This is a genomic window from Mycobacterium montefiorense, assembly GCF_025823255.1.
Taxonomy (GTDB): domain Bacteria; phylum Actinomycetota; class Actinomycetes; order Mycobacteriales; family Mycobacteriaceae; genus Mycobacterium; species Mycobacterium montefiorense.
The window spans coordinates 906,188-923,461 of record NZ_JACKVL010000017.1 but is presented as its reverse complement, the minus strand read 5'-3'; the positions used below and the strand labels follow the sequence as shown (position 1 = coordinate 923,461).

21 protein-coding genes are annotated in these 17,274 nt (G+C 65.1%); 12 read left to right on the top strand and 9 right to left on the bottom strand.

Features of this window, described 5'->3' with window-relative positions:
• Window positions 1-2: 2 nt before the first annotated feature.
• The gene (locus H7K34_RS24300; protein WP_264064534.1) at window positions 3-1,034 is read right to left on the bottom strand and encodes a fused (3R)-hydroxyacyl-ACP dehydratase subunits HadA/HadB; all 1,032 of its coding nucleotides are present in this window, start codon (window positions 1,032-1,034) and stop codon (window positions 3-5) included.
• Window positions 1,035-1,165: 131 nt separating this feature from the next.
• Here H7K34_RS24300 and H7K34_RS24295 point away from each other — a divergent pair, with 131 nt between their 5' ends.
• Together H7K34_RS24295 and H7K34_RS24290 are read left to right on the top strand one after the other, a co-directional pair.
• Complete coding sequence (locus H7K34_RS24295; protein WP_108921828.1) at window positions 1,166-1,486, top strand: DUF1330 domain-containing protein; 321 nt, start codon at window positions 1,166-1,168, stop codon at window positions 1,484-1,486.
• A gap of 186 nt (window positions 1,487-1,672) precedes the next feature.
• A complete protein-coding gene (locus H7K34_RS24290; protein ID WP_108921829.1) occupies window positions 1,673-1,876 on the top strand; it encodes a cold-shock protein in 204 nt (67 codons plus the stop codon).
• 366 nt (window positions 1,877-2,242) lie between these two features.
• On the opposite strand, the gene H7K34_RS24285 is transcribed toward H7K34_RS24290, so the two are convergent.
• Both H7K34_RS24285 and H7K34_RS24280 read right to left on the bottom strand, forming a co-directional pair.
• Window positions 2,243-3,070: a mycofactocin-coupled SDR family oxidoreductase gene (locus H7K34_RS24285; RefSeq protein WP_264064533.1), complete on the bottom strand. Its 828-nt coding sequence runs from the start codon at window positions 3,068-3,070 to the stop codon at window positions 2,243-2,245.
• 80 nt (window positions 3,071-3,150) lie between these two features.
• The gene (locus tag H7K34_RS24280) at window positions 3,151-3,753 is read right to left on the bottom strand and encodes a TetR/AcrR family transcriptional regulator (protein ID WP_264064531.1); all 603 of its coding nucleotides are present in this window, start codon (window positions 3,751-3,753) and stop codon (window positions 3,151-3,153) included.
• A 129-nt stretch (window positions 3,754-3,882) separates the two neighbouring features.
• On the opposite strand from H7K34_RS24280, the gene H7K34_RS24275 reads away from it, so the two are divergent.
• From H7K34_RS24275 to H7K34_RS24265, 3 genes are all read left to right on the top strand, one after another.
• Entirely contained in the window at window positions 3,883-4,056 is a 174-nt protein-coding gene (locus H7K34_RS24275; protein ID WP_165839794.1) for a hypothetical protein, read from the top strand.
• A gap of 141 nt (window positions 4,057-4,197) precedes the next feature.
• Window positions 4,198-4,623 (top strand): nitroreductase family deazaflavin-dependent oxidoreductase, encoded by a 426-nt coding sequence (locus H7K34_RS24270; RefSeq protein ID WP_264064529.1) that lies wholly within the window; start codon window positions 4,198-4,200, stop codon window positions 4,621-4,623.
• 253 nt (window positions 4,624-4,876) lie between these two features.
• Window positions 4,877-5,350, top strand: coding sequence for a hypothetical protein (locus H7K34_RS24265; RefSeq protein WP_108922230.1), 474 nt, complete (start codon window positions 4,877-4,879; stop codon window positions 5,348-5,350).
• A 4-nt stretch (window positions 5,351-5,354) separates the two neighbouring features.
• Here H7K34_RS24265 and H7K34_RS24260 read toward each other — a convergent pair whose 3' ends face one another.
• Complete coding sequence (locus tag H7K34_RS24260; RefSeq protein ID WP_264064527.1) at window positions 5,355-6,665, bottom strand: cytochrome P450; 1,311 nt, start codon at window positions 6,663-6,665, stop codon at window positions 5,355-5,357.
• A 139-nt stretch (window positions 6,666-6,804) separates the two neighbouring features.
• Window positions 6,805-7,380 (bottom strand): TetR/AcrR family transcriptional regulator, encoded by a 576-nt coding sequence (locus tag H7K34_RS24255; RefSeq protein ID WP_264064526.1) that lies wholly within the window; start codon window positions 7,378-7,380, stop codon window positions 6,805-6,807.
• 207 nt (window positions 7,381-7,587) lie between these two features.
• Between H7K34_RS24255 and H7K34_RS24250 the strand changes: the two genes are divergently transcribed.
• Complete coding sequence (locus tag H7K34_RS24250) at window positions 7,588-8,631, top strand: ketopantoate reductase family protein (RefSeq protein ID WP_264064524.1); 1,044 nt, start codon at window positions 7,588-7,590, stop codon at window positions 8,629-8,631.
• Window positions 8,632-8,634: 3 nt separating this feature from the next.
• Here the strand turns inward: H7K34_RS24250 and H7K34_RS24245 are convergent, their stop codons facing one another.
• The gene (locus H7K34_RS24245; RefSeq protein ID WP_264064523.1) at window positions 8,635-10,113 is read right to left on the bottom strand and encodes an FAD-dependent monooxygenase; all 1,479 of its coding nucleotides are present in this window, start codon (window positions 10,111-10,113) and stop codon (window positions 8,635-8,637) included.
• Window positions 10,110-10,517: a hypothetical protein gene (locus H7K34_RS24240; RefSeq protein WP_264064522.1), complete on the bottom strand. Its 408-nt coding sequence runs from the start codon at window positions 10,515-10,517 to the stop codon at window positions 10,110-10,112. Before H7K34_RS24240 ends, H7K34_RS24245 begins: the two co-directional genes overlap by 4 nt.
• Before the next feature lie 94 nt (window positions 10,518-10,611).
• On the opposite strand from H7K34_RS24240, the gene H7K34_RS24235 reads away from it, so the two are divergent.
• On the top strand, window positions 10,612-11,169 hold the full coding sequence (locus tag H7K34_RS24235; RefSeq protein WP_264064521.1) for a TetR/AcrR family transcriptional regulator: 558 nt from the start codon (window positions 10,612-10,614) through the stop codon (window positions 11,167-11,169).
• Window positions 11,170-11,173: 4 nt separating this feature from the next.
• The gene (locus H7K34_RS24230) at window positions 11,174-11,578 is read left to right on the top strand and encodes a nuclear transport factor 2 family protein (RefSeq protein WP_108921838.1); all 405 of its coding nucleotides are present in this window, start codon (window positions 11,174-11,176) and stop codon (window positions 11,576-11,578) included.
• Here the strand turns inward: H7K34_RS24230 and H7K34_RS24225 are convergent.
• The gene (locus H7K34_RS24225) at window positions 11,575-12,186 is read right to left on the bottom strand and encodes a nuclear transport factor 2 family protein (RefSeq protein WP_264064520.1); all 612 of its coding nucleotides are present in this window, start codon (window positions 12,184-12,186) and stop codon (window positions 11,575-11,577) included. The genes H7K34_RS24230 and H7K34_RS24225 overlap by 4 nt on opposite strands.
• Between H7K34_RS24225 and H7K34_RS24220 the strand changes: the two genes are divergently transcribed.
• The 4 genes from H7K34_RS24220 to H7K34_RS24205 all read left to right on the top strand — a co-directional run bounded on the left by H7K34_RS24220 (window position 12,115) and on the right by H7K34_RS24205 (window position 15,887).
• On the top strand, window positions 12,115-12,996 hold the full coding sequence (locus H7K34_RS24220) for a TIGR03854 family LLM class F420-dependent oxidoreductase (protein ID WP_264064519.1): 882 nt from the start codon (window positions 12,115-12,117) through the stop codon (window positions 12,994-12,996). The two genes, H7K34_RS24225 and H7K34_RS24220, sit on opposite strands and share 72 nt — an antisense overlap.
• Before the next feature lie 50 nt (window positions 12,997-13,046).
• Window positions 13,047-13,766, top strand: a complete 720-nt coding sequence (locus H7K34_RS24215) for an NUDIX hydrolase (protein WP_264064518.1) — start codon at window positions 13,047-13,049, stop codon at window positions 13,764-13,766.
• A gap of 143 nt (window positions 13,767-13,909) precedes the next feature.
• Window positions 13,910-14,800 (top strand): SAM-dependent methyltransferase, encoded by an 891-nt coding sequence (locus tag H7K34_RS24210; RefSeq protein ID WP_264064517.1) that lies wholly within the window; start codon window positions 13,910-13,912, stop codon window positions 14,798-14,800.
• Between the two features lie 145 nt (window positions 14,801-14,945).
• Window positions 14,946-15,887, top strand: coding sequence for an alpha/beta hydrolase (locus H7K34_RS24205; RefSeq protein WP_264064516.1), 942 nt, complete (start codon window positions 14,946-14,948; stop codon window positions 15,885-15,887).
• A gap of 28 nt (window positions 15,888-15,915) precedes the next feature.
• Here H7K34_RS24205 and H7K34_RS24200 read toward each other — a convergent pair whose 3' ends face one another.
• Window positions 15,916-17,064 carry an MFS transporter gene (locus tag H7K34_RS24200; protein ID WP_264064515.1) on the bottom strand — a complete coding sequence of 383 codons (1,149 nt, stop codon included), beginning with the start codon at window positions 17,062-17,064 and terminating at the stop codon, window positions 15,916-15,918.
• Between the last annotated feature and the right edge of the window lie 210 nt (window positions 17,065-17,274).

Here is a 17,274-nt window from a genome sequence, read left to right as displayed (position 1 = left end):
CGTCAGCGGAAGCGGATGTCCGACGTCGCCAGGCCGAAGATCTTGCGACCACCGGACTTCGCGCCAACTATGACAACACCGGCGCGGGTTGCCGGGTCCAGCGATTTGATCCGGCCGCTGTATTCGATGTCTGCACCCTCGGCGGCCGACACGATGACGGGCTGGGACAGCCGCACCGCGTAGCGGGTAACCGCACCGGGATCGCCCGACCATGCGGACGCAAACGCGGCGCCCAGACCCATCGTGAGCATTCCGTGGGCGATCACGTCGGGCTGTCCCGCCAGTTTGGCGAGGTTCTCGTCCCAATGAAGCGGGTTGGCGTCGCAGGCCACCCCGGCGTAGTTCACCAGATCGCCGCGGGACAGTCGGGCGTGGTGGATCGGTAACTCGTCGCCGACCTTCACGTCATCGAAGGACGGCGTCCCCGGGGTGCGGGTGGTGCCTGCGTCGGCGATTCGAACTTCGTCCGCGGGGCGCGCCGTCTTCTGGTAGTCCGCATCGGAGTAGTCGATTCCGGCGAGGTTCACGTCGTGCATCATCACTTGCTGCGCGGTTGCCCTGATCGCTGGATCGACATCCTCGGCGGTGACGCCGACGACGGTGGTGTGCAGGGTGTGCACCCGCTCGCCGGCAGCATCGGTGAAGGTATTGGTCACGGTGATCAAGTCTCTGCCGGCGAATCTGCGCACCGATGACAGGTCGACGTCGATGCGCAGTTCGTCGCCGGCCACGATCGGTCGGTGCTGTTCGAAGACTTCTTCGGTCTGCAGATACATCTCGTAACCGATGACCACCGATTCGAACAAGTGCCGATTAGCCGCCATGGCCGGAGCCGACGTGAACGTCAGCGGCGCCACCAGATCCGGATATCCCAGTTCAGCGGCGCCGGCCAGGTCCCAGTGCGCCGGGTGATAGTCCTGCACGGCACGGGCGAACTCGCGCACCTTCTCCCGGCCGACCTGGTAGGTGCCGTCGACCTGGTAGTAGTGGCCGACGCGCGATTCGAGCGTTGACGTTTCTGCTGCTGAGGTCATGAATTGCTCAACTTTTCTATCGATCGGTTCGCTGCGGCCGATCAAGGCACACTAACGTGCTGCGGGACGCACACAGGGTAGAGGCACCGGCCACCGCCGGTGATCGTCGTCCCCACGTAACGTCGGCGACTATGACCGTTTATGCGTTGAACCTCTTCGATGTCGCCGATGCCGACGAGTACCGCGCCTACTCGCGACGATCACCCGCCGAGGTGGCCAAACACGGCGGCCGCGTCGTCGCGCTGGGAAGTTTCCAGGACGCGATTGTCGGCGACATCGAACCGCGTCAAGTGCTGATCCTGGTGGAGTGGGACTCGCGGGAAGCCTTTGACAGCTACTGCAACGACCCCGAACTCGCCGATCTGCATCCGCATCGCGAGAACGGATCATCGAAGTACATCTGGCACCTGTTCGACCGTCTGGACGACCTCAGGCCGATACTGAGTCGATAACCGGATCCGACGCCGCAGCATTCCGGAATCGACTGCCGCACAGCGACATCCAGTACTACCCGGCGGTGTCAGGTCTTAGTGTGTGAAAAGCGTTCTATCGCAGTCGAAGACATGCCTACGCGCCTCACGTGCTACTCTCACCCGGGATGTCTATCGGCATCCCTCCAGAATGAGGAAGTTGAAGGTATGGCACAGGGAACTGTGAAATGGTTTAACAGCGAAAAAGGCTTCGGCTTTATCGCTCCGGACGGCGGCGCAGCAGATGTGTTCGTCCACTACTCAGAAATCCAGGGGAACGGCTACAAGTCGCTCGAGGACAACCAGCGAGTTGAGTTCAGCATCGAGCAGGGAGCCAAGGGTCCGCAGGCAGTCGGGGTAACCGCCGTCTAGTGTGAGCGTTCTTCTTGTGGGCTGGTGGGTGATTTCCCGCCAGCCCACAGTTCGTCGATGGGTTCTCGGCCAAGTCGGTCGGGACAACGTCTTTCCTGACGCTCGCGCTGCGCTCGACAGACCAATGTTGCGCGGAAGCCGAACCAATTTAAGGACCCCGCTCCATGAAATCGCCGGATTTATTCTCACATCGCAACGAGCCCGAAATCGTCTCCCAAACCGGTCGCGATTCCGAACCGGTGCAGCTGCCCACTTTCTCCGATCGCCCCAAGAACGACACCGCCGCTACGACGCCACCGTTATGAGCGGCTTGGCCGGATCCTGCCCGGGTGCAGTGACCAGATCTGGAACCGCGTCGCAGGACGCTCAGATCTTGAGATAGCCCTTGTCGGCCGGGATTTGGGCGGCAGTCAGCAACGACGATGCATCGCTGGCGAGCCAGACCACGATGTCGGAGATCAGATCCGGAGCAGCCAGCGAATCCGTCGGCAGCGCGCCCGGTGAGAAGCTGTGGATGTAGTGCGGATGATCCTGGAAGACTTGGTACATCGATAGGTCGTTGCCCATCGGGGTGTCGGTGCCGTAGGGGTGCACCGAGTTGACGCGGATACCGAATTCACCGAGCTCGACTGCCAACGAGTTGGTGAGGCCGACCACGCCGAATTTGCTGGCGCAGTAGTGGCCGCAACCCGGGACGGCTTTAATACCCGCCGCCGAGCTGATATTGATGATCGACCCGCCATTGCCGGCGGCGATCATTGGCGGCACCGCGGATTTCATCGTGTTCCACAGCCCGGTGAGGTTGGTGTCGAGGGTCTCCTGCCACTGCTGAGCCGAAATCTCCCACACCCGGCCCCAATTCAGCACGCCGGCATTGGCCACGACGATGTCGAGCCGTCCGAACTGTTCGATCGCATTCGCCACCACCCGTTGCTGGCCGGCCAGGTCGCGGACGTCGATCTCCTCGGCGAGGATCTTGCGGCCCTCGCTCTCGACCAGGCCGACCGTCTCGGCCAGGTCTTCGGGCGCGGCGGGGGGATAGCCGTTGCTTTCGGCAACCGGTGCGCACGCGTCGATCGCGACGATGTCGGCACCGGCCCGCGCCAGCCGGATGCAGTGCGAGCGGCCCTGTCCGCGAGCCGCTCCCGTCACGTAGGCGACCTTCCCGGCTAACGGGGTGGCGGTGTCGGTCATGCTGATAGCTCCTCTGCCTGTGGCGCGGACTGCGGCTGGTTAGTGGGTCGGGTGCGAAACTCGTAGTCCGTCAACGGGAATCACCCACGACCGGCTCCGGTCAGCCCGTCGACGACGTGATCGCAGATGTAACGGCGCACGGCGCGCGGATTATCGAGATTGACGGCGATCGGGGGGATCAGCTCGAAACTGAACAGCATTCGGACGATCCATTCGCTAGCGCGCGCCGCGTCGACCGTCGGGCCGACTTCCCCGTTGCGCTGGGCGTCTTTGACCAAGGGCTTCCACAATTCGATCGACCGGCGCATCAGCTCGTCGCCCCCGTGGTCCAACAGCAGCACCAGGATGCTGCGATCGATACCTCGCGGCAGCGACTGCGAACGTTGACGATGCGCACAAATCAGCACCGCGACCGCCGCGGCTTGCTCGGCCAGAGTGGCTTCCTTGGCAACCTCGACGGCCATGGTTTCGATGAACCCCGCGGCTAGCTGATTGAGTGCGGTGGCAATCGCGCTGTCGCGAGTTCCCAACAAATTGTGGACGGTGCCGCGCGATACGCCGGCGGCCTCGGCCACCGCCGTCAAGCTGAACCGCCGTGGCCCGAGTTGCCGGAGCGTATCGCTGGCCGCGGTCAGCAATGCGTTCGGCACCGGCTTGGTGTCTCGCGCGGCATCGACGGGCACTTGAACACATTAACGACATCTGTTCAAAGTGGTCAACGGTGCGCGGCGCTAGCGAATTTTGAAATTGTTGGTTTGACCAGGCGCCAAGCGGGTATTTTCACGAAACCGCAGTCGAGAAGGGGGCCGAAGATGACGACAGTGGAGCATGGTCCTACGCGGTGCCCCCGATGCGCGGCCTGGGCCGAATACCGATTCCTGGAATCCGGCGATGACAAACTCGAATACGAGGTGCGCTGCGGTACCTGCGGCCACGTGTACTCCGAGGTGACCCCCGTATCGACTCCCGGGGTGGCGGCCGCCTAGCTACCCCCGCCCAGGACTGGGTTCAATTACCTGGCCGTCGTAACGAATTCCGCCGCAACGGATCCCGGCGCATCGCGCTCAGGGGTGGCGCGTGGTTACATCGACTATCCGACGCTGAACCAATCCCTCTGAGGAGGCCACATGACCGATGACGACTTCAACCGTCGCAACATCGAGGAGTTTCGTGCCAATCATGGCAGGCTCGGCGGTCAGTTCGAGGGAGCGCCGGTTCTGTTGCTGCACAGCGCCGGCGCGCGCAGTGGTGCGCAACGGGTGAGCCCAATGATGTACCTAGCCGACGGCGGCCGCTATTTGGTTTTCGCCTCGGCAGCCGGGGCTGACAGCAACCCCGCCTGGTACTGGAACCTCGTCGCCCACCCAGACGCCAGTATCGAGGTCGGTGACGAGCACTTAAATGTGCGCGCCGACGAAATCAAGGGCGCCGAACGCGACGAGAAGTACGCGGAGCAAGCCAAGCGGTATCCCGGCTTCGCCGAATACGAACGCAAGACGACCCGGACGATCCCGGTCATCTCGCTGTGCACAACCGGACCACACGACGGGTGAATCACCAGCGCTGGGTCGATAAGCGGCATGTATCGGGCCATAGCAACCCAATGTTGGACAAGCCTGGCTGTTTAGGGTGACTCTAGAAGTCGACGGGCAAAGCAATCAAGGCCCGACTAAGTGTGTGAGGAGCAAACCCATGACCACCTGGTCGACAACCGGGGCACGGTTCGGACGGCGGCTGGGGTCGCTCGCTATCGCCGGTGTCGCGGCCACCGGAATCGTCCTGATCGCCAACATCAATCGCCCACCAGTGGCGCTGGCTTCCGACGACGCGGTCGCCATCGTGCCGGGCATCACGGTCACCCCGGCGCCGGGCTGGACGGTCGCAGACCGGGGGCCCGACTGGGTGGCGCTGGCCAACGCCAACTCCAGTGCGCAGCTGCAAGTCGCGGTCAAACCGCCCAGGGGAACCGACCTCGTCGGGTTGCTGCAGGCTGACATCGATCAATTGACCGGCACGCCATCGGCCGGCTTCGCCGATGTGAAGGATCTAACCGGGCCGACCATCATTGGGGTGCGCGGCAACAAGTTCCAGCAGGAAGCCTTCATCAACTACACCGCGACCGTGTCAGGCCCGCAGGGCGCGGTTCCGGTGATGGGCACCTTCAGTGAGCTGCTGAACACCGCGAGCCACCAGACGGCCTTTATCGACTTCAGGCAAGATAACAATGCGACCGCTCAGGCCGTCAACGATGGCGGAGCGATGGTCAATTCGTTGCTCTGAGCACCTATTTGGCGCGCCGGTGAGCGATGATGCGTGCGCCGTGGGAGGGGACGTAGACAACGTGACGCGCGCGGGCCGCCTCGGGGCGGCTGCGACCGGGCGTCAGGCGGTAGTTGTGCAGGACTTCGCGAAGGATTGCGGTGGCGTCCATCATCGCGAATCCCCCACCGAGACAACGGCGTACCCCGGCGCCGAAGGGTAACCAGTTCGAGGCGGTAGCCAAGCCGTCCAGGAACCTTTCGGGCCGGAAGACGTGCGGATCGGCGTGCTGGCGGGCATCGGCCTGTACCGGGCCGATGCCCGCGAAAACGGTGTAGCCGGCGGGGACACGGTAGCCGCCCAATTCCACATCGTGGGTGAGTCGTCGTGCGACGGCGAAGAACACCGGATGTAGCCGCATCGACTCTTTGATAACGGCTTCGAAGTATTTGTCGTCGCCGCTGTCGACGGCAGCAATTGCCTTGTCCTGCAGCGCAGGATTATACGCGAGATCGTGCAGGGTCCAGGACAGCGTGATGGCGGTGGTTTCGTGGCCGGCCAGCAGCAGGGTGACCATCTGGTCGCGCAACTCGGCATCGGAGAGTCGATCGCCGTCCACTTGCGTGGCTATCAATTGGGATAACACGTCGCCGCGATCGGCGGTGCGTCCCGCGCCGCGGCGCTCGCGGATCTCCGCGTAGAGCACGTCGTCGATGCGCTCCCGCAGTTGACGGAATCGTTTCCAGGGCCCGAACCGTTGCAACTGCGGTACCACTTCGCCGGCATATACCGGCATCGGTGCGGTAACGAGTCGCGAAAACGGGATCCGAAGCGCGTCGAGCTGTGGTCCTTCGCGCAGACCCAAGACCACGCGCAACATCATCTCCAAGGTCACGGCGTTCATCCGCGGCTGTGCGGCGAACGGAGTGCCGACCGGCCACCGCCCGATTTCTTTAGCGGCGAGCTCGTTCATCATGTCTCGGTAGCCGCGCAGCGCAGCGCCGTTAAACGGGGGCACCAACAGTTTGCGAAGCCGTTGGTGCGCAGCCTCATCCGTGGTCACCACGGACCGCTCGCCCATCACGTTCCGGATCCCCTGAATCCTTCCCTCGCCCGCATGGAAGGTCGTCGGCTCGCCGCCCAGCACGGTCCGAGTCAGCTCAGGACTGCACACCAGGACCGAGGGCCGGCCCAGCACCGAGACCGTGATGACGTCGCCGTAGTGGTTGCGCAGCCACGGCGTGATGCGGTCCCGATGGGAGAACAGTGCGGTCTGCACCACGCCGGGCACTCGCGGCCCGGGCGGTAACGGCAGCTGCGCCAAACGATCGGTCACGGCTGGCGTCGTCTGGCTCATTTCAGCTCGCCCAAACGGTGCGGGACATCAACGCCTCCTCGGGGCTTCGACGCCCACTCAGACTACCGAGCATCCGCCAATTGCGAACCTCGAGAGAACGACGCCTGCACAGCACGCATCAGTGCGGCTGAACAAGCCTGCCCACCTCGGTGAACATCGATTCGCGCTGCTTGTCCCTCGGCAAATCGTGGAGTCCGGTCGCCGAGCGTACGAACGGCTCGAACAGATGCCAGCCCAGCAACAGCGCCATCGCGTTCGCGGCTCCGAGCCGTGCGCCCTCTTCGGTGTCGTGCAGGGGTCGGATGTTGCCCAGCAGTCTGGCGGCGGCGGGAAAGCTGGACTGCAGTTGACCCGCCGGATACCCATCGAGCAGCGCCCGCGCGATGACCCGTAACTGGCGTGTGGTGGCCACGTCGATCTCGTCCGGCGACGACGTGCCGTCGGCCAGGTTGTCCAGCTCGGCAGCCAGGTAGTCGAGTACCGCGGCGACAAGATTTTCCTTCGTCCCGAAATGGCGAAAGACCAGGCCGTGATTGACGTGAGCCCTGGCTGCGATGTCGCGAATCGAGGCGGCTCCCGGACCCCGTTCGGCGAACATATCCGCCGCGCTGTCCAGGATCGCGGCGACCACCTCGTCGCGGCCGGTCGGAACGGATTCTTGGACGGCGCTGGGGCTTGCGCTGGGTGTAGTCATGTGTCTACACTACACTGTAGTCAAACGACTACAGACTTGGACGGCAAAGAGAAAGCGGGCCTCCTTCAGGGGTTGCTGGTCGCGGGGTGCCAGCAACTTCTGAACGAGGCCCGCTTTCGCGTGCACACCAACAGCCGGGAGCGCGTCCGCCGGTGCCGACGTAACCTCGCCCAAGACGAGGTTCGAAGCCGATGGAAGGCGGACCCATTGTCGGCAGCAGACGACCACCGATTCGTGATCATCGGCGCCGGCGCCATCGGCGGCACCGTAGGCGCAGTGTTGGCCCGGGCCGCAATCCCAACCGTCTTGGTCGCGCGCGGTCGGCATGCCGAGATCCTGGCCGCCGAGGGCATCACACTGAAGACGCCCGACGGAACGTTTCGCACCGCGGTCACCACCGCGTCGCGGCCCGACGATGTCGTGTTGACCGACCGCGACGTCCTCGTTTTCGCGACCAAGACCCAACAACTCGATGGCGCACTGCAGGAGTGGGTGGATCAACCCGTCCATGGCCGAGAGGGTGCCGTGGGGACCGCGGGCGAGCTGCTGCCGGCAATGACAGCGCTCAACGGGGTTGCCGCAGAAGACAAAGCACAGCGCTATTTCCGCCGGGTATTCGGGATCTGCGTCTGGTTGCCGGCCGTGCATCTCGAGCCGGGTGAGGTCATCGTGCGGGCGTGGCCGGTGGTCGGGCAGTTCCATATCGCGCGGTGGCCGGCGGCGCTGCGCACCCCTGAGGATGCCGAGCTGTTGGCGGGGCTCGCCGAGACTTGGACCGCGGCGGGGGTCCGGGTGCGTACTCCCGATGACGTCGCCCCGTGGAAGTACAACAAATTGCTGAGCAACCTCGGCAACGCCGTGGGTGCACTCACCGTCGATGCCGCAGCCGAAGTGGTGACCGCGTTGCGGCGCGAAGGCGAAAAGGTGCTGCGGCAAGCGGGAATCGAGTTCATCTCGTTCGAAGTTTCGACGGCGACGCGGGCGGACGGGCCCACGATACGGCCGGTGCCCGGATCGAATACCGGGCCGAGCAATTCGACATGGCAATCGTTGAGCCGCCAGACCGGCAACGTGGAGACCGACTTCCTCAACGGAGAGATCGTCCGGATCGCGCACCGACACGGCATCGAGGCGCCGCTGAACACCGCATTAGCTCGTGCCGCCCGCGCGACGGTGCGAAATGGCATTGGCCCAGGCCGCTATTCAGCCCGGCAGCTGGCAGACCTGGTTGGAGTCGACGGGCACGAGTGACGGCTAAGGAGTTACCAGGCAGAGCGGTTTTCGCCCGGTCCACCACCCAAGCGCCTCCGCACCCGCGGCCCGGTCGGCCGAATTGCCTGCCCAGGCGATGTAGCCGTCGGGACGCACTAGCACCGCCGGACCGTCATCGGGCCGCTCTGCCTGGGGGAGTCCGGCCGCGTCGATGCGGGGCGCACCCCGCTCACGAACGAAGACGAAACCCGGCAGGCGTAACAGCTTGCTGATTTGCCGATGCCGCAACGGAATCTGCGTCGCGCGGGTGCCCACCAAGGGGCTCTCACCCTTGCGGGTGGCATACCGCAACGTTGTTCCGGCGAAGCTGCCGGCAATCGCGTCACGCACGCGGGGGATGCGAAGTAGCCTCGGTGCCAGCATGTTTCGTAGTCCGCGGGCAACCGGCGGACTAAGCGTGATGCCGCGGGCCATCAGGCCTGACTGCAGCAACACCCGCTTGCCGATCGGATGGCGTTCGTCGTGGTAGGTGTCGAGCACCGAGTCGCCGGCACCGGCGAGCACCGCGTCGATCTTCCGCGCGAGGTTCGCGGCGTCCTGGATGCCGGTGTTCATGCCCTGGCCCCCCATCGGGGAGTGGACATGTGCGGCATCTCCGGCCAGAAACACGCGGCCGTGCCGGTACTGCTCGACTTGGCGTTCGTCGCAATGGAATCGGGACTTCCATCCCACCTCGAGTAACCCGGGATCGGGATCCATCGCCCGCGCCAAAATGTCGGCGATCTCGTCTCGTTTGACGGGCGCGTCGTCGGGCAGCTGGTTGTCGCGGTCCCAGACCATGGCGCGGTACCAGGCGCCGCTGGCGTCGCGGTCGTAGTAGGGAGCCAAGAATGCGAACTCGTTACGAGTGCTGCCCAGCGTCAGGGCGCCTCCGGCGGGCCCATCCGCGAGTTTCACATCCGCCAGAACGATCGACGACAGCATGGTACGACCGGGGAAGTCCGCGCCCACCAGTGCGCGAACAGTGCTGTGCGCCCCGTCGGCGCCGATCAAATACTGTGCCCGCCAACGGACAAGGTCGCCCGGGCCGCCGTCCTCAGGTCGCGCGATCACGGTCACGCCGTCGGTGTCCTGCTGGACTCCGATGACCTCGATGCCGCGCTGGATGTCGGCGCCATGTGCGATCGCATAGTCGGCCAGCGCCCGATCGACGTTGGTCTGCGGGGTGATCATTGCGAATCGGTAGGGCGAGTCGAGGTGCGTGAGGTCGATGCGGGCACCGCCGAAAATCGTGACTCCCGGTGCGTGATGTGAGCGCGCCAGGAGGTCCTCGGCGACCCCCCGGGCGTCGAGGACCTCCAGCGTGCGGGCCATGGTGGCGAAGGCGCGGCTGGACGGGTTGATGGTGGGCCAGCGCTGAAGCACGGTGACCGAGCGGCCCGCGCGCGCCAGGTCACCCGCGGCGGTCAGGCCCGTCGGCCCGGCGCCGCCGACGACGACGTTGACAGCGTGGGTCGTCATCGTGTCACCGCTTCCGGGTGCGGGTACCAGCGACGGATGTCGTCGGGTGTCGCCACGGCCGCGCGATTGAAGACGAACCGGCAGCCGGGCTGGGTGATGTGTGCGGCATTGACGATCGATTCGAACAGCAGCGTGTTGCTGGCGATCAGCCGCACGCCGGCGCCGATCAGTACCGCGTCGTATCGCTTGGACGCCAGCCATGTGCGGGCTTTGTCGACGCCGGCCTCGCCAAAGCCGATCAGGCAGTTGTCGACGTCGTAGCCGGCGGCGCGCAACGCCACGACATTGTCGTTGTTGGCGGTGCGCAGCTTCTCCTTCGACAGGCCGGGGAATTGCGCGAAGTCGGGTGAGGAGTAGTCGATCACGTCGGGATCGAGTCGGATCTGGATGGCGGTGACGGCCATGGCTACATCCCCGATGCTGACCTCAACAGTTGTTGAACTCAAACGGTAGGCCGCGATGGATGCGATGTCAACAGCTGTTGAATATACTGCTCGGATGGCAGCCAAAGCCCGTGATGGCGAGGCCACGCGGTCGACGATTCTGACCACCGCGCGTGCGCAATTCGGGGCCCATGGATTCGAACGCACCACCATCCGTTCGGTGGCAGCGGAGGCCGGCGTCGATCCGGCGCTGGTGATGCACTACTTCGGCAGCAAGGCGGACCTTTTCGCCGCCGCCTCCCGATTCGAGGTCAAGTTCCCCGATCTCTCCGGCATCGCCCCCGACCGCATCGCCGATCTGCTGCTGCCGATGTTCGTCGGCGTCTGGGGACCGCAGGGGCCGCTGTTGCCGATGCTGCGCGCGGCCGCGACCAATCGGACTGCCGCGGATGCGTTACTCGCGGTGTTCGTCGACCAGGTAGCACCGGCGCTGTCCGCGGTGGTCCCCGATCACGCTCACGATCGAGCCGCGCTGGTGGGATCGCAACTGCTCGGACTCGCGACCGCCCGCTACATCCTGTGCATTCCGGCGCTGGCCGACATGGACGACGCACGACTCGTCCAATGGCTGCGACCGGTGTTTATGCATTACCTATCGGATCCGGCACCATGATCTGATGCATCCCTTCCGGAAAGCAGTCGAGGACCGCGACGAGGCGGCCATCCAGGCCATGCTGGCCGACAACGTCGTGTTCACCAGCCCGGTGGCGTTCAAGCCGTATGTTGGCAAGCCGATCACCGCGGCGATCCTGCGTGGTGTGCTGCGGATCTTCGAGGACTTCCGCTACATCCGCGAGATCGCCGGCAGCGACGGTCGTGACCATGCACTCGTGTTCGAGACCGGTATTTCGGGTGCGCCGGGCGTGAAGATCACCGGCTGCGACTTCCTGCATATCGACGCCGACGGCCTGATCGACGACTTCATGGTCATGGTGCGTCCGCTATCGGGCGCGACGGCGCTGTCCGAAGCGATGGCCGCGCAGTTCAGTCGGATCCAGCAAGAGGCCGCCGAACTGGCCTAGGCACTGAGGATTCCGACGCGTCCGGCGTCGGCTTCGCGCCGCAGCACGGTGGTGGTGAGGTCGAACTTCGTACCGGGAATCGTTTCGTTGACGAACGGATTGCCGGTCCACCAAGTGATGCGGCATACCCGGTGCGTGATCCGCCAGCCACCGCCAGTGCGCACCAGCGCGTCGTCGTACCAGCCGCTGCCATCCCAGAGCGGGTTGCCGTCGGCCGCCTTGCGTACCAGCCTCCAGCCCCCGTTGCAGAAGCTGTGCGCGCGGTCGCCGTCGACTTGGACGACATGGGTGGACATCGTGTGCTGAGTGGAATCGAACGGATCATGGAACGCGGCGAACTCGGCCTTGAACCGTTCGCGATCCGTCCAGCGCGACGTCGGGCCGTAGTCGGCGTCCACCTCCTCGGCGAAGATCCGACGAACAAGTCCCAGCGCTGGGAATCGACCGCCAGCCCGTAGAGGTTCACCAGTTGAGTGATCGCCAAAATGTCGCTGTCGGTCATGGCCGAAGGGTATTAGGCGCGAAGGGAGACGCGGGTGAAGATTCGCTTCGGGGTCGGACTGGGTGCAGACAGCGCTCCCGATCAGCTTGCCGGCATTGTCGATCACCTGGAGAGCAGCGGGGTGGACTCGCTGTGGTTCTCCGAGCTGGTGTACGCCCCCACGGTCGATCCAACGGTCGGAATGGCTTATGCACTCGGCCGGACGACCCGGCTGAAGGTGGGCACGTCGGTGGCGGTGCTGCCGGGGCGCCATCCAGTGCTGGTGGCCAAACAACTGGCGTCGTTGGCAGCCGTCGCACCCAAGCGGGTTCTTCCGGCCTTCGGGCTGCGTTCGGCGATTCCCGCCGAACGCGAGCTATTCGTGGTGCCTGACGGAGAGCGGGCCGCGGTGTTCGACGAATCGCTGCGGGTGCTGCGGGTCGCGCTGACCAACGAGTCGGCCGCCTACGACGGTCGCTACTTCACGGTCAGCGGCGCGGTGATAACACCGAAACCATCTCCCGCACTGGATATTTGGCTGGGTGGCTCGGCGCCGGCGGCGTATCAGCGCATCGGTACGTTGGCGGATGGCTGGTTGGGTAGCTTCCTGACCCCGGATGAGTCGCGCGCCGGGCGCGAGGCGATCGAACGGGCCGCGGAACAGGCTGGCCGACACATCGAGCCCGACCACTTCGGTATTTCGTTGGGCGTCGCTGACGGTGAGCTGTCGGCGGAGCTGGTCGCAGCGGCCCGACGGCGCCGCCCTGACGTCGATCCCGGTGACCTGATCGCCGTGGACTGGGATCAGCTGCACCGGCGGCTCGATGCCTACCTGGATGCCGGGTTGACGAAATTCGTCATCCGGCCCGCCGGGAGCGCGCCGCTGGACGGCTTCATCGAGCGCTTCGTCGAAGAGCTGGTCAGCCGGCAGAACTGAGCAAGGCGGCTCGGCTCTGCTGCCAGACTGCTGCGGCCTAGTCTCGAGAAATGACCATCCCCTACGACGCGGCGCTGCATGAGCGGATTGGCAACCATCTAGCGGTCCACGACCGTCGCGCGGTGAGCGATCCGACCAAGCGGCATGCCGCGGTCGCGGTGGTATTGGTCGACTCGGAGGTCGGCGAGGACCGGGTGGATCCGGTGTCGGTCGAGGAGTGGAACGACGGTCGCCCGATGCCGGCAACGGATCTGGACGGCCGCATGGTCGATGTGTCCGGCGGCGCTGCGTTTCTGCTGTGCCGCAGGGCTTCTCGCCTGACCTCGCACGCGGCGCAGTGGGCACTGCCCGGGGGTCGCCTCGATCCGGGGGAAGCTGTGATCGACGCAGCGCTGCGGGAGCTGCACGAAGAGGTGGGGATCGACCTGCCCGGCTCGACGGTGTTGGGCCTGCTCGACGACTACCCGACGCGATCGGGATACGTCATCACCCCGGTGGTGATCTGGGGAGGTGGACGGCTCGATCCCCATCCCGCCCCAGACGAGGTCGTGGCGGTGTACCGGGTGGGGTTACACCAACTGCAACGCGATGACTCGCCGCGGTTCATCACCATCTCGGAGAGCCCACGACCGGTGGTGCAGATCCCGTTGGGAAACGACCTCATCCACGCACCTACCGGCGCGGTGCTGTTGCAGCTGCGCTGGCTGTGTCTGGAAGGACGCCATGATGCGGTCGATCAGCTCGAGCAACCGGTCTTCGCGTGGAAGTAACCATCCGACTGCCGCTTTCGCCCGGATGGCTGTCAGCGGAGGTATGCCAGAGACGAGTGTAGAATTTCGTTAGCTGTGTGAACGAACATTCCGGCGCAGCGTGGCGCCGGCAGTCGCACTGATCTTCGTGAAGGGAGGCCGTGATGCCCCGAACCGCCGGTGACACCTGGGACATCGTGACGAGTGTCGGATTGACCGCGCTGGGAGTGTGCGCTGGACGCGCCCTCGATGCCGCCCTCGATCCGCCGTTGGCGAACGACGACTTCGCCGCCGGCTTCGTTGTTGCCGCCGGCGATCCGAATCTTAGTGCCGCGGTTGCTAACACCGATTTGAACAGCGCGGCGGCGTTCAACGCACAATGGGTGGGCGTGCGCACCCGGTTCTTCGACGACTACTTCACGCAGGCCGGACGGTCCGGGACCCGACAGGCGGTCATCTTGGCGGCCGGCCTGGATTCCCGTGCGTACCGATTGGCATGGCCTGCCGACTATGCGGTTTTCGAAGTCGATCAGCCGCGAGTGCTGGAGTTCAAGCAACGCGTCCTTGACGAGCGGGGCGCCGAGCCACTGGTGCGACGTGTCGTGGTCGCCACCGACCTGCGCGATGACTGGGCGGGTGCGCTGGTCGCGGCGGGATTCGACCCGAGGCAACCGACGGCTTGGGCGGTCGAAGGCTTGCTGCCGTATCTGCCTGGCGCCGCGCAGGACGCACTGTTCGAGAAGCTGCACGAGCTGTCGGCCGAGGGCAGCCACATAGCCGCCGAATTGGGCGCCGAACCTGGGGAGGTCCGGGAATTCGCCGAGGGCATAGCCGCAATCGGCCAACTCGGCGGACAGCACCCGGTCGCCGACCTGTGGTATGACGATCCACGTGCGAGCACCAAAGATTGGCTGGCCGAACGGGATTGGTCAGTCATCGGCATCGACCTGATGGATAAGGCCGCCAACGAATACGGCCGACCACTCGACGGTCTACCGCCGGTCTTCGAGCGGTTGCTGCGGGACAAATTCTTCACCGCCGCTCGCGACCGCTGAACCGGCTACCTCGCAGCGGGGCAGCACTATCAGGACGCACCAATCTGCGCGGTCGCGCACAAACATCGAGTCGATCTAGCCAGATATCGATGCCAGGAGCAAGATAACTGAGCAACGTTGCCGCTGATCGATTCAGGAGCGCCACATGACGACCTATGCGTTCGACCCGGAAATCGCTGCGGTGGTTCCACTTTTGCCCGATCTGCCGGGCGGTGACCCGTTGGCCATCCGGGCGGCGCTGTCGGACATGATCGCTCAATTTCCGCCACCCGACACCATCGGAGTGCAGATCGAGGACCGTGAAATCCCGGGCCGCGACGGCGATCCCGCGGTGCCGATCCGCATCTACCGTCCCGAACAGCGCAGCGCCCCGGCCGCTCTGTACAGCGTGCACGGGGGCGGATTTATCGCCGGCGACCTTGAAACCGAGCACGCCTCCAACGTCGTCCTTGCCCGCGAACTCGGCGTCGTCGTGGTGTCGGTGGATTATCGGCTCGCACCGGAGACACCGTTCCCCGGAGGGCTTGAGGACGTGTACGCCGGGCTGGTCTGGATGGCGGCGCACGCGGATGAATTAGCCATCGACTCGCAACGCATCGCGATTCAGGGCACCAGCGCGGGTGGCGGGCTGGGTGCGGCGCTGGCGCTGCTGGCTCGTGACCGGGGCGGGCCGCACATCGCGTTCCAGTATCTATCGGTGCCCGAACTCGACGACCGACTCACCACCGCGAGCATGACCGACTTCACCGATACGCCGATGTGGAGCCGGCCCCGAGCGATCATCAGTTGGGACTCTTACCTGGGGGCCGGTCGCGCCGGCGCCGACGACGTGTCGATCTATGCCGCGCCGTCTCGCGCAACTGATTTGGCGGGCCTACCGCCCGCGTACGTCTCGGTTATGCACTTCGATCCACTGCGAGACGAAGGCGTCGCCTACGCGCTAGGCCTGCTTGCCGCAGGTGTGAGCGTCGAATTACATCTATTCCCAGGCACTTTCCACGGATCGATGTTGATCCAAGACGCGGCGATATCAAAGCGTGAGGGAGCGGAGAAGCTCGCGGTGCTGCGTCAAGCGCTCGCACTGTAACGCAGGTGATCACACACGCAGGGCAAAACTAGCTCTGGCGGTGGCTATTTCGCCGCAGCCGAATGGCCCGGCTTACGGCGGCGGTCAACGCCAGCGCAGCCATCACCGCCAGGATCGTCGTATCGGCCGCGCCGGACTCGACGGTGCTCAACAGCATCGGCAGGCCGAAGCCGAGGTAACTCACGGTGTAAAACGTTCCGGTGAGCACGCCGCGCAATCGTTGTGGCGCGGCGGCTTCCAGGTCGATCAGACCTTCGCGGAGCAGCAGGCCGGACGCGCAACCGAGAATCACCAGCAGTGACAAGCCCACGCCCAGCGGCATCGTTGAGGGCACCGCCGCGGTGACCGCGAAGCCGAGCGCAGCCAGCATCGCGCCAGAGGTCCCGGCTTGCGGGCCCCAGCGACGCGCTCGGGCGACCAGTTGAGTAAGGCCGCTGATGCCGTTGGCAATCAGGGCAGCGGTCCCCGCGGCAATCGGGGCCGCAAGCCCGGTGTGCACATGGGCGGGGATGGTGATGAATGCAAGAGTCGCCGAGGAATACACCCATGGTGACAGTGGCAGCGCCCAACTCAATGCCCGCGTGATGTCCTGACGCACCGGAACCGACTGCTCGCCCCCGGCCGCGGTGACCGGCGCGGTCACGGCTGCGCGCTGGGCTGCCACCACTGCGACGACGGTCGCCAGCACGACAAGGGCGGCAGCGACCCCGAACGACTCCCAAAGCCCGGATTGCACAACCGAGGCCATCACGCCGGATGCGAACGGGCCGATCGCAAAACCGGCAGTGAGGACGGCACCGGCGACGGCGGCGCCACCCGGTCCCTTCATATCCGAGGCCCAGGCGGTGCAGGAACTGATCACCAGCCCGACACCCGCGCCGACCACTAGACGACCCCCGAGTAACACAGCGGAATGCTGTGACAGCAACATCGCGACAGTGCCCGCCAGCGAGGTGATCGACCCGGCCCACGCAACCGATTGCCGCCCAAGCAGATCCGACACACGACCACCGACAAGCAGGCCGGGCAGCAGGCCCACCGCATAAATACCGAAGATCGCGTCGACCGTAGACCTACTGAGATGCTGCCGATCGCTGAGCACTGGGATCAGCCCGGCGAAGTGGTTGGCTGCCCAGCCGGTCGCCAGCAGGATAGCCAACACCGCAGCGAATAGCATTTCATATCCATCAGATTCGCCCCGCTCGCTACGCCGATGCGGTTCCAACGACACCGGGCGTTCCCGGCAGGGCGCTGCCACAGTCGACCTGCACACTGAATTCCTCCCCAGTCTCTGCACGCGGGTTAATCGACGAACTCTGCGTTGCGGTGATATCAGCCACAGCGCTGTAACTCGACGTGCGCCGCGACAATATGCGCCGCAACCCCG

Excerpts from the sequence above, each read along its gene's own strand:
- H7K34_RS24300 (WP_264064534.1), bottom strand. The coding sequence starts at position 1,034 with ATGACCTCAGCAGCAGAAACGTCAACGCTCGAATCGCGCGTCGGCCAC.
- H7K34_RS24295 (WP_108921828.1), top strand. The coding sequence starts at position 1,166 with ATGACCGTTTATGCGTTGAACCTCTTCGATGTCGCCGATGCCGACGAG.
- H7K34_RS24290 (WP_108921829.1), top strand. The coding sequence starts at position 1,673 with ATGGCACAGGGAACTGTGAAATGGTTTAACAGCGAAAAAGGCTTCGGC.
- H7K34_RS24285 (WP_264064533.1), bottom strand. The coding sequence starts at position 3,070 with ATGACCGACACCGCCACCCCGTTAGCCGGGAAGGTCGCCTACGTGACG.
- H7K34_RS24275 (WP_165839794.1), top strand. The coding sequence starts at position 3,883 with ATGACGACAGTGGAGCATGGTCCTACGCGGTGCCCCCGATGCGCGGCC.
- H7K34_RS24270 (WP_264064529.1), top strand. The coding sequence starts at position 4,198 with ATGACCGATGACGACTTCAACCGTCGCAACATCGAGGAGTTTCGTGCC.
- H7K34_RS24255 (WP_264064526.1), bottom strand. The coding sequence starts at position 7,380 with ATGACTACACCCAGCGCAAGCCCCAGCGCCGTCCAAGAATCCGTTCCG.
- H7K34_RS24245 (WP_264064523.1), bottom strand. The coding sequence starts at position 10,113 with ATGACGACCCACGCTGTCAACGTCGTCGTCGGCGGCGCCGGGCCGACG.
- H7K34_RS24240 (WP_264064522.1), bottom strand. The coding sequence starts at position 10,517 with ATGGCCGTCACCGCCATCCAGATCCGACTCGATCCCGACGTGATCGAC.
- H7K34_RS24235 (WP_264064521.1), top strand. The coding sequence starts at position 10,612 with ATGGCAGCCAAAGCCCGTGATGGCGAGGCCACGCGGTCGACGATTCTG.
- H7K34_RS24230 (WP_108921838.1), top strand. The coding sequence starts at position 11,174 with ATGCATCCCTTCCGGAAAGCAGTCGAGGACCGCGACGAGGCGGCCATC.
- H7K34_RS24215 (WP_264064518.1), top strand. The coding sequence starts at position 13,047 with ATGACCATCCCCTACGACGCGGCGCTGCATGAGCGGATTGGCAACCAT.
- H7K34_RS24210 (WP_264064517.1), top strand. The coding sequence starts at position 13,910 with ATGCCCCGAACCGCCGGTGACACCTGGGACATCGTGACGAGTGTCGGA.
- H7K34_RS24205 (WP_264064516.1), top strand. The coding sequence starts at position 14,946 with ATGACGACCTATGCGTTCGACCCGGAAATCGCTGCGGTGGTTCCACTT.
- H7K34_RS24200 (WP_264064515.1), bottom strand. The coding sequence starts at position 17,064 with ATGCTATTCGCTGCGGTGTTGGCTATCCTGCTGGCGACCGGCTGGGCA.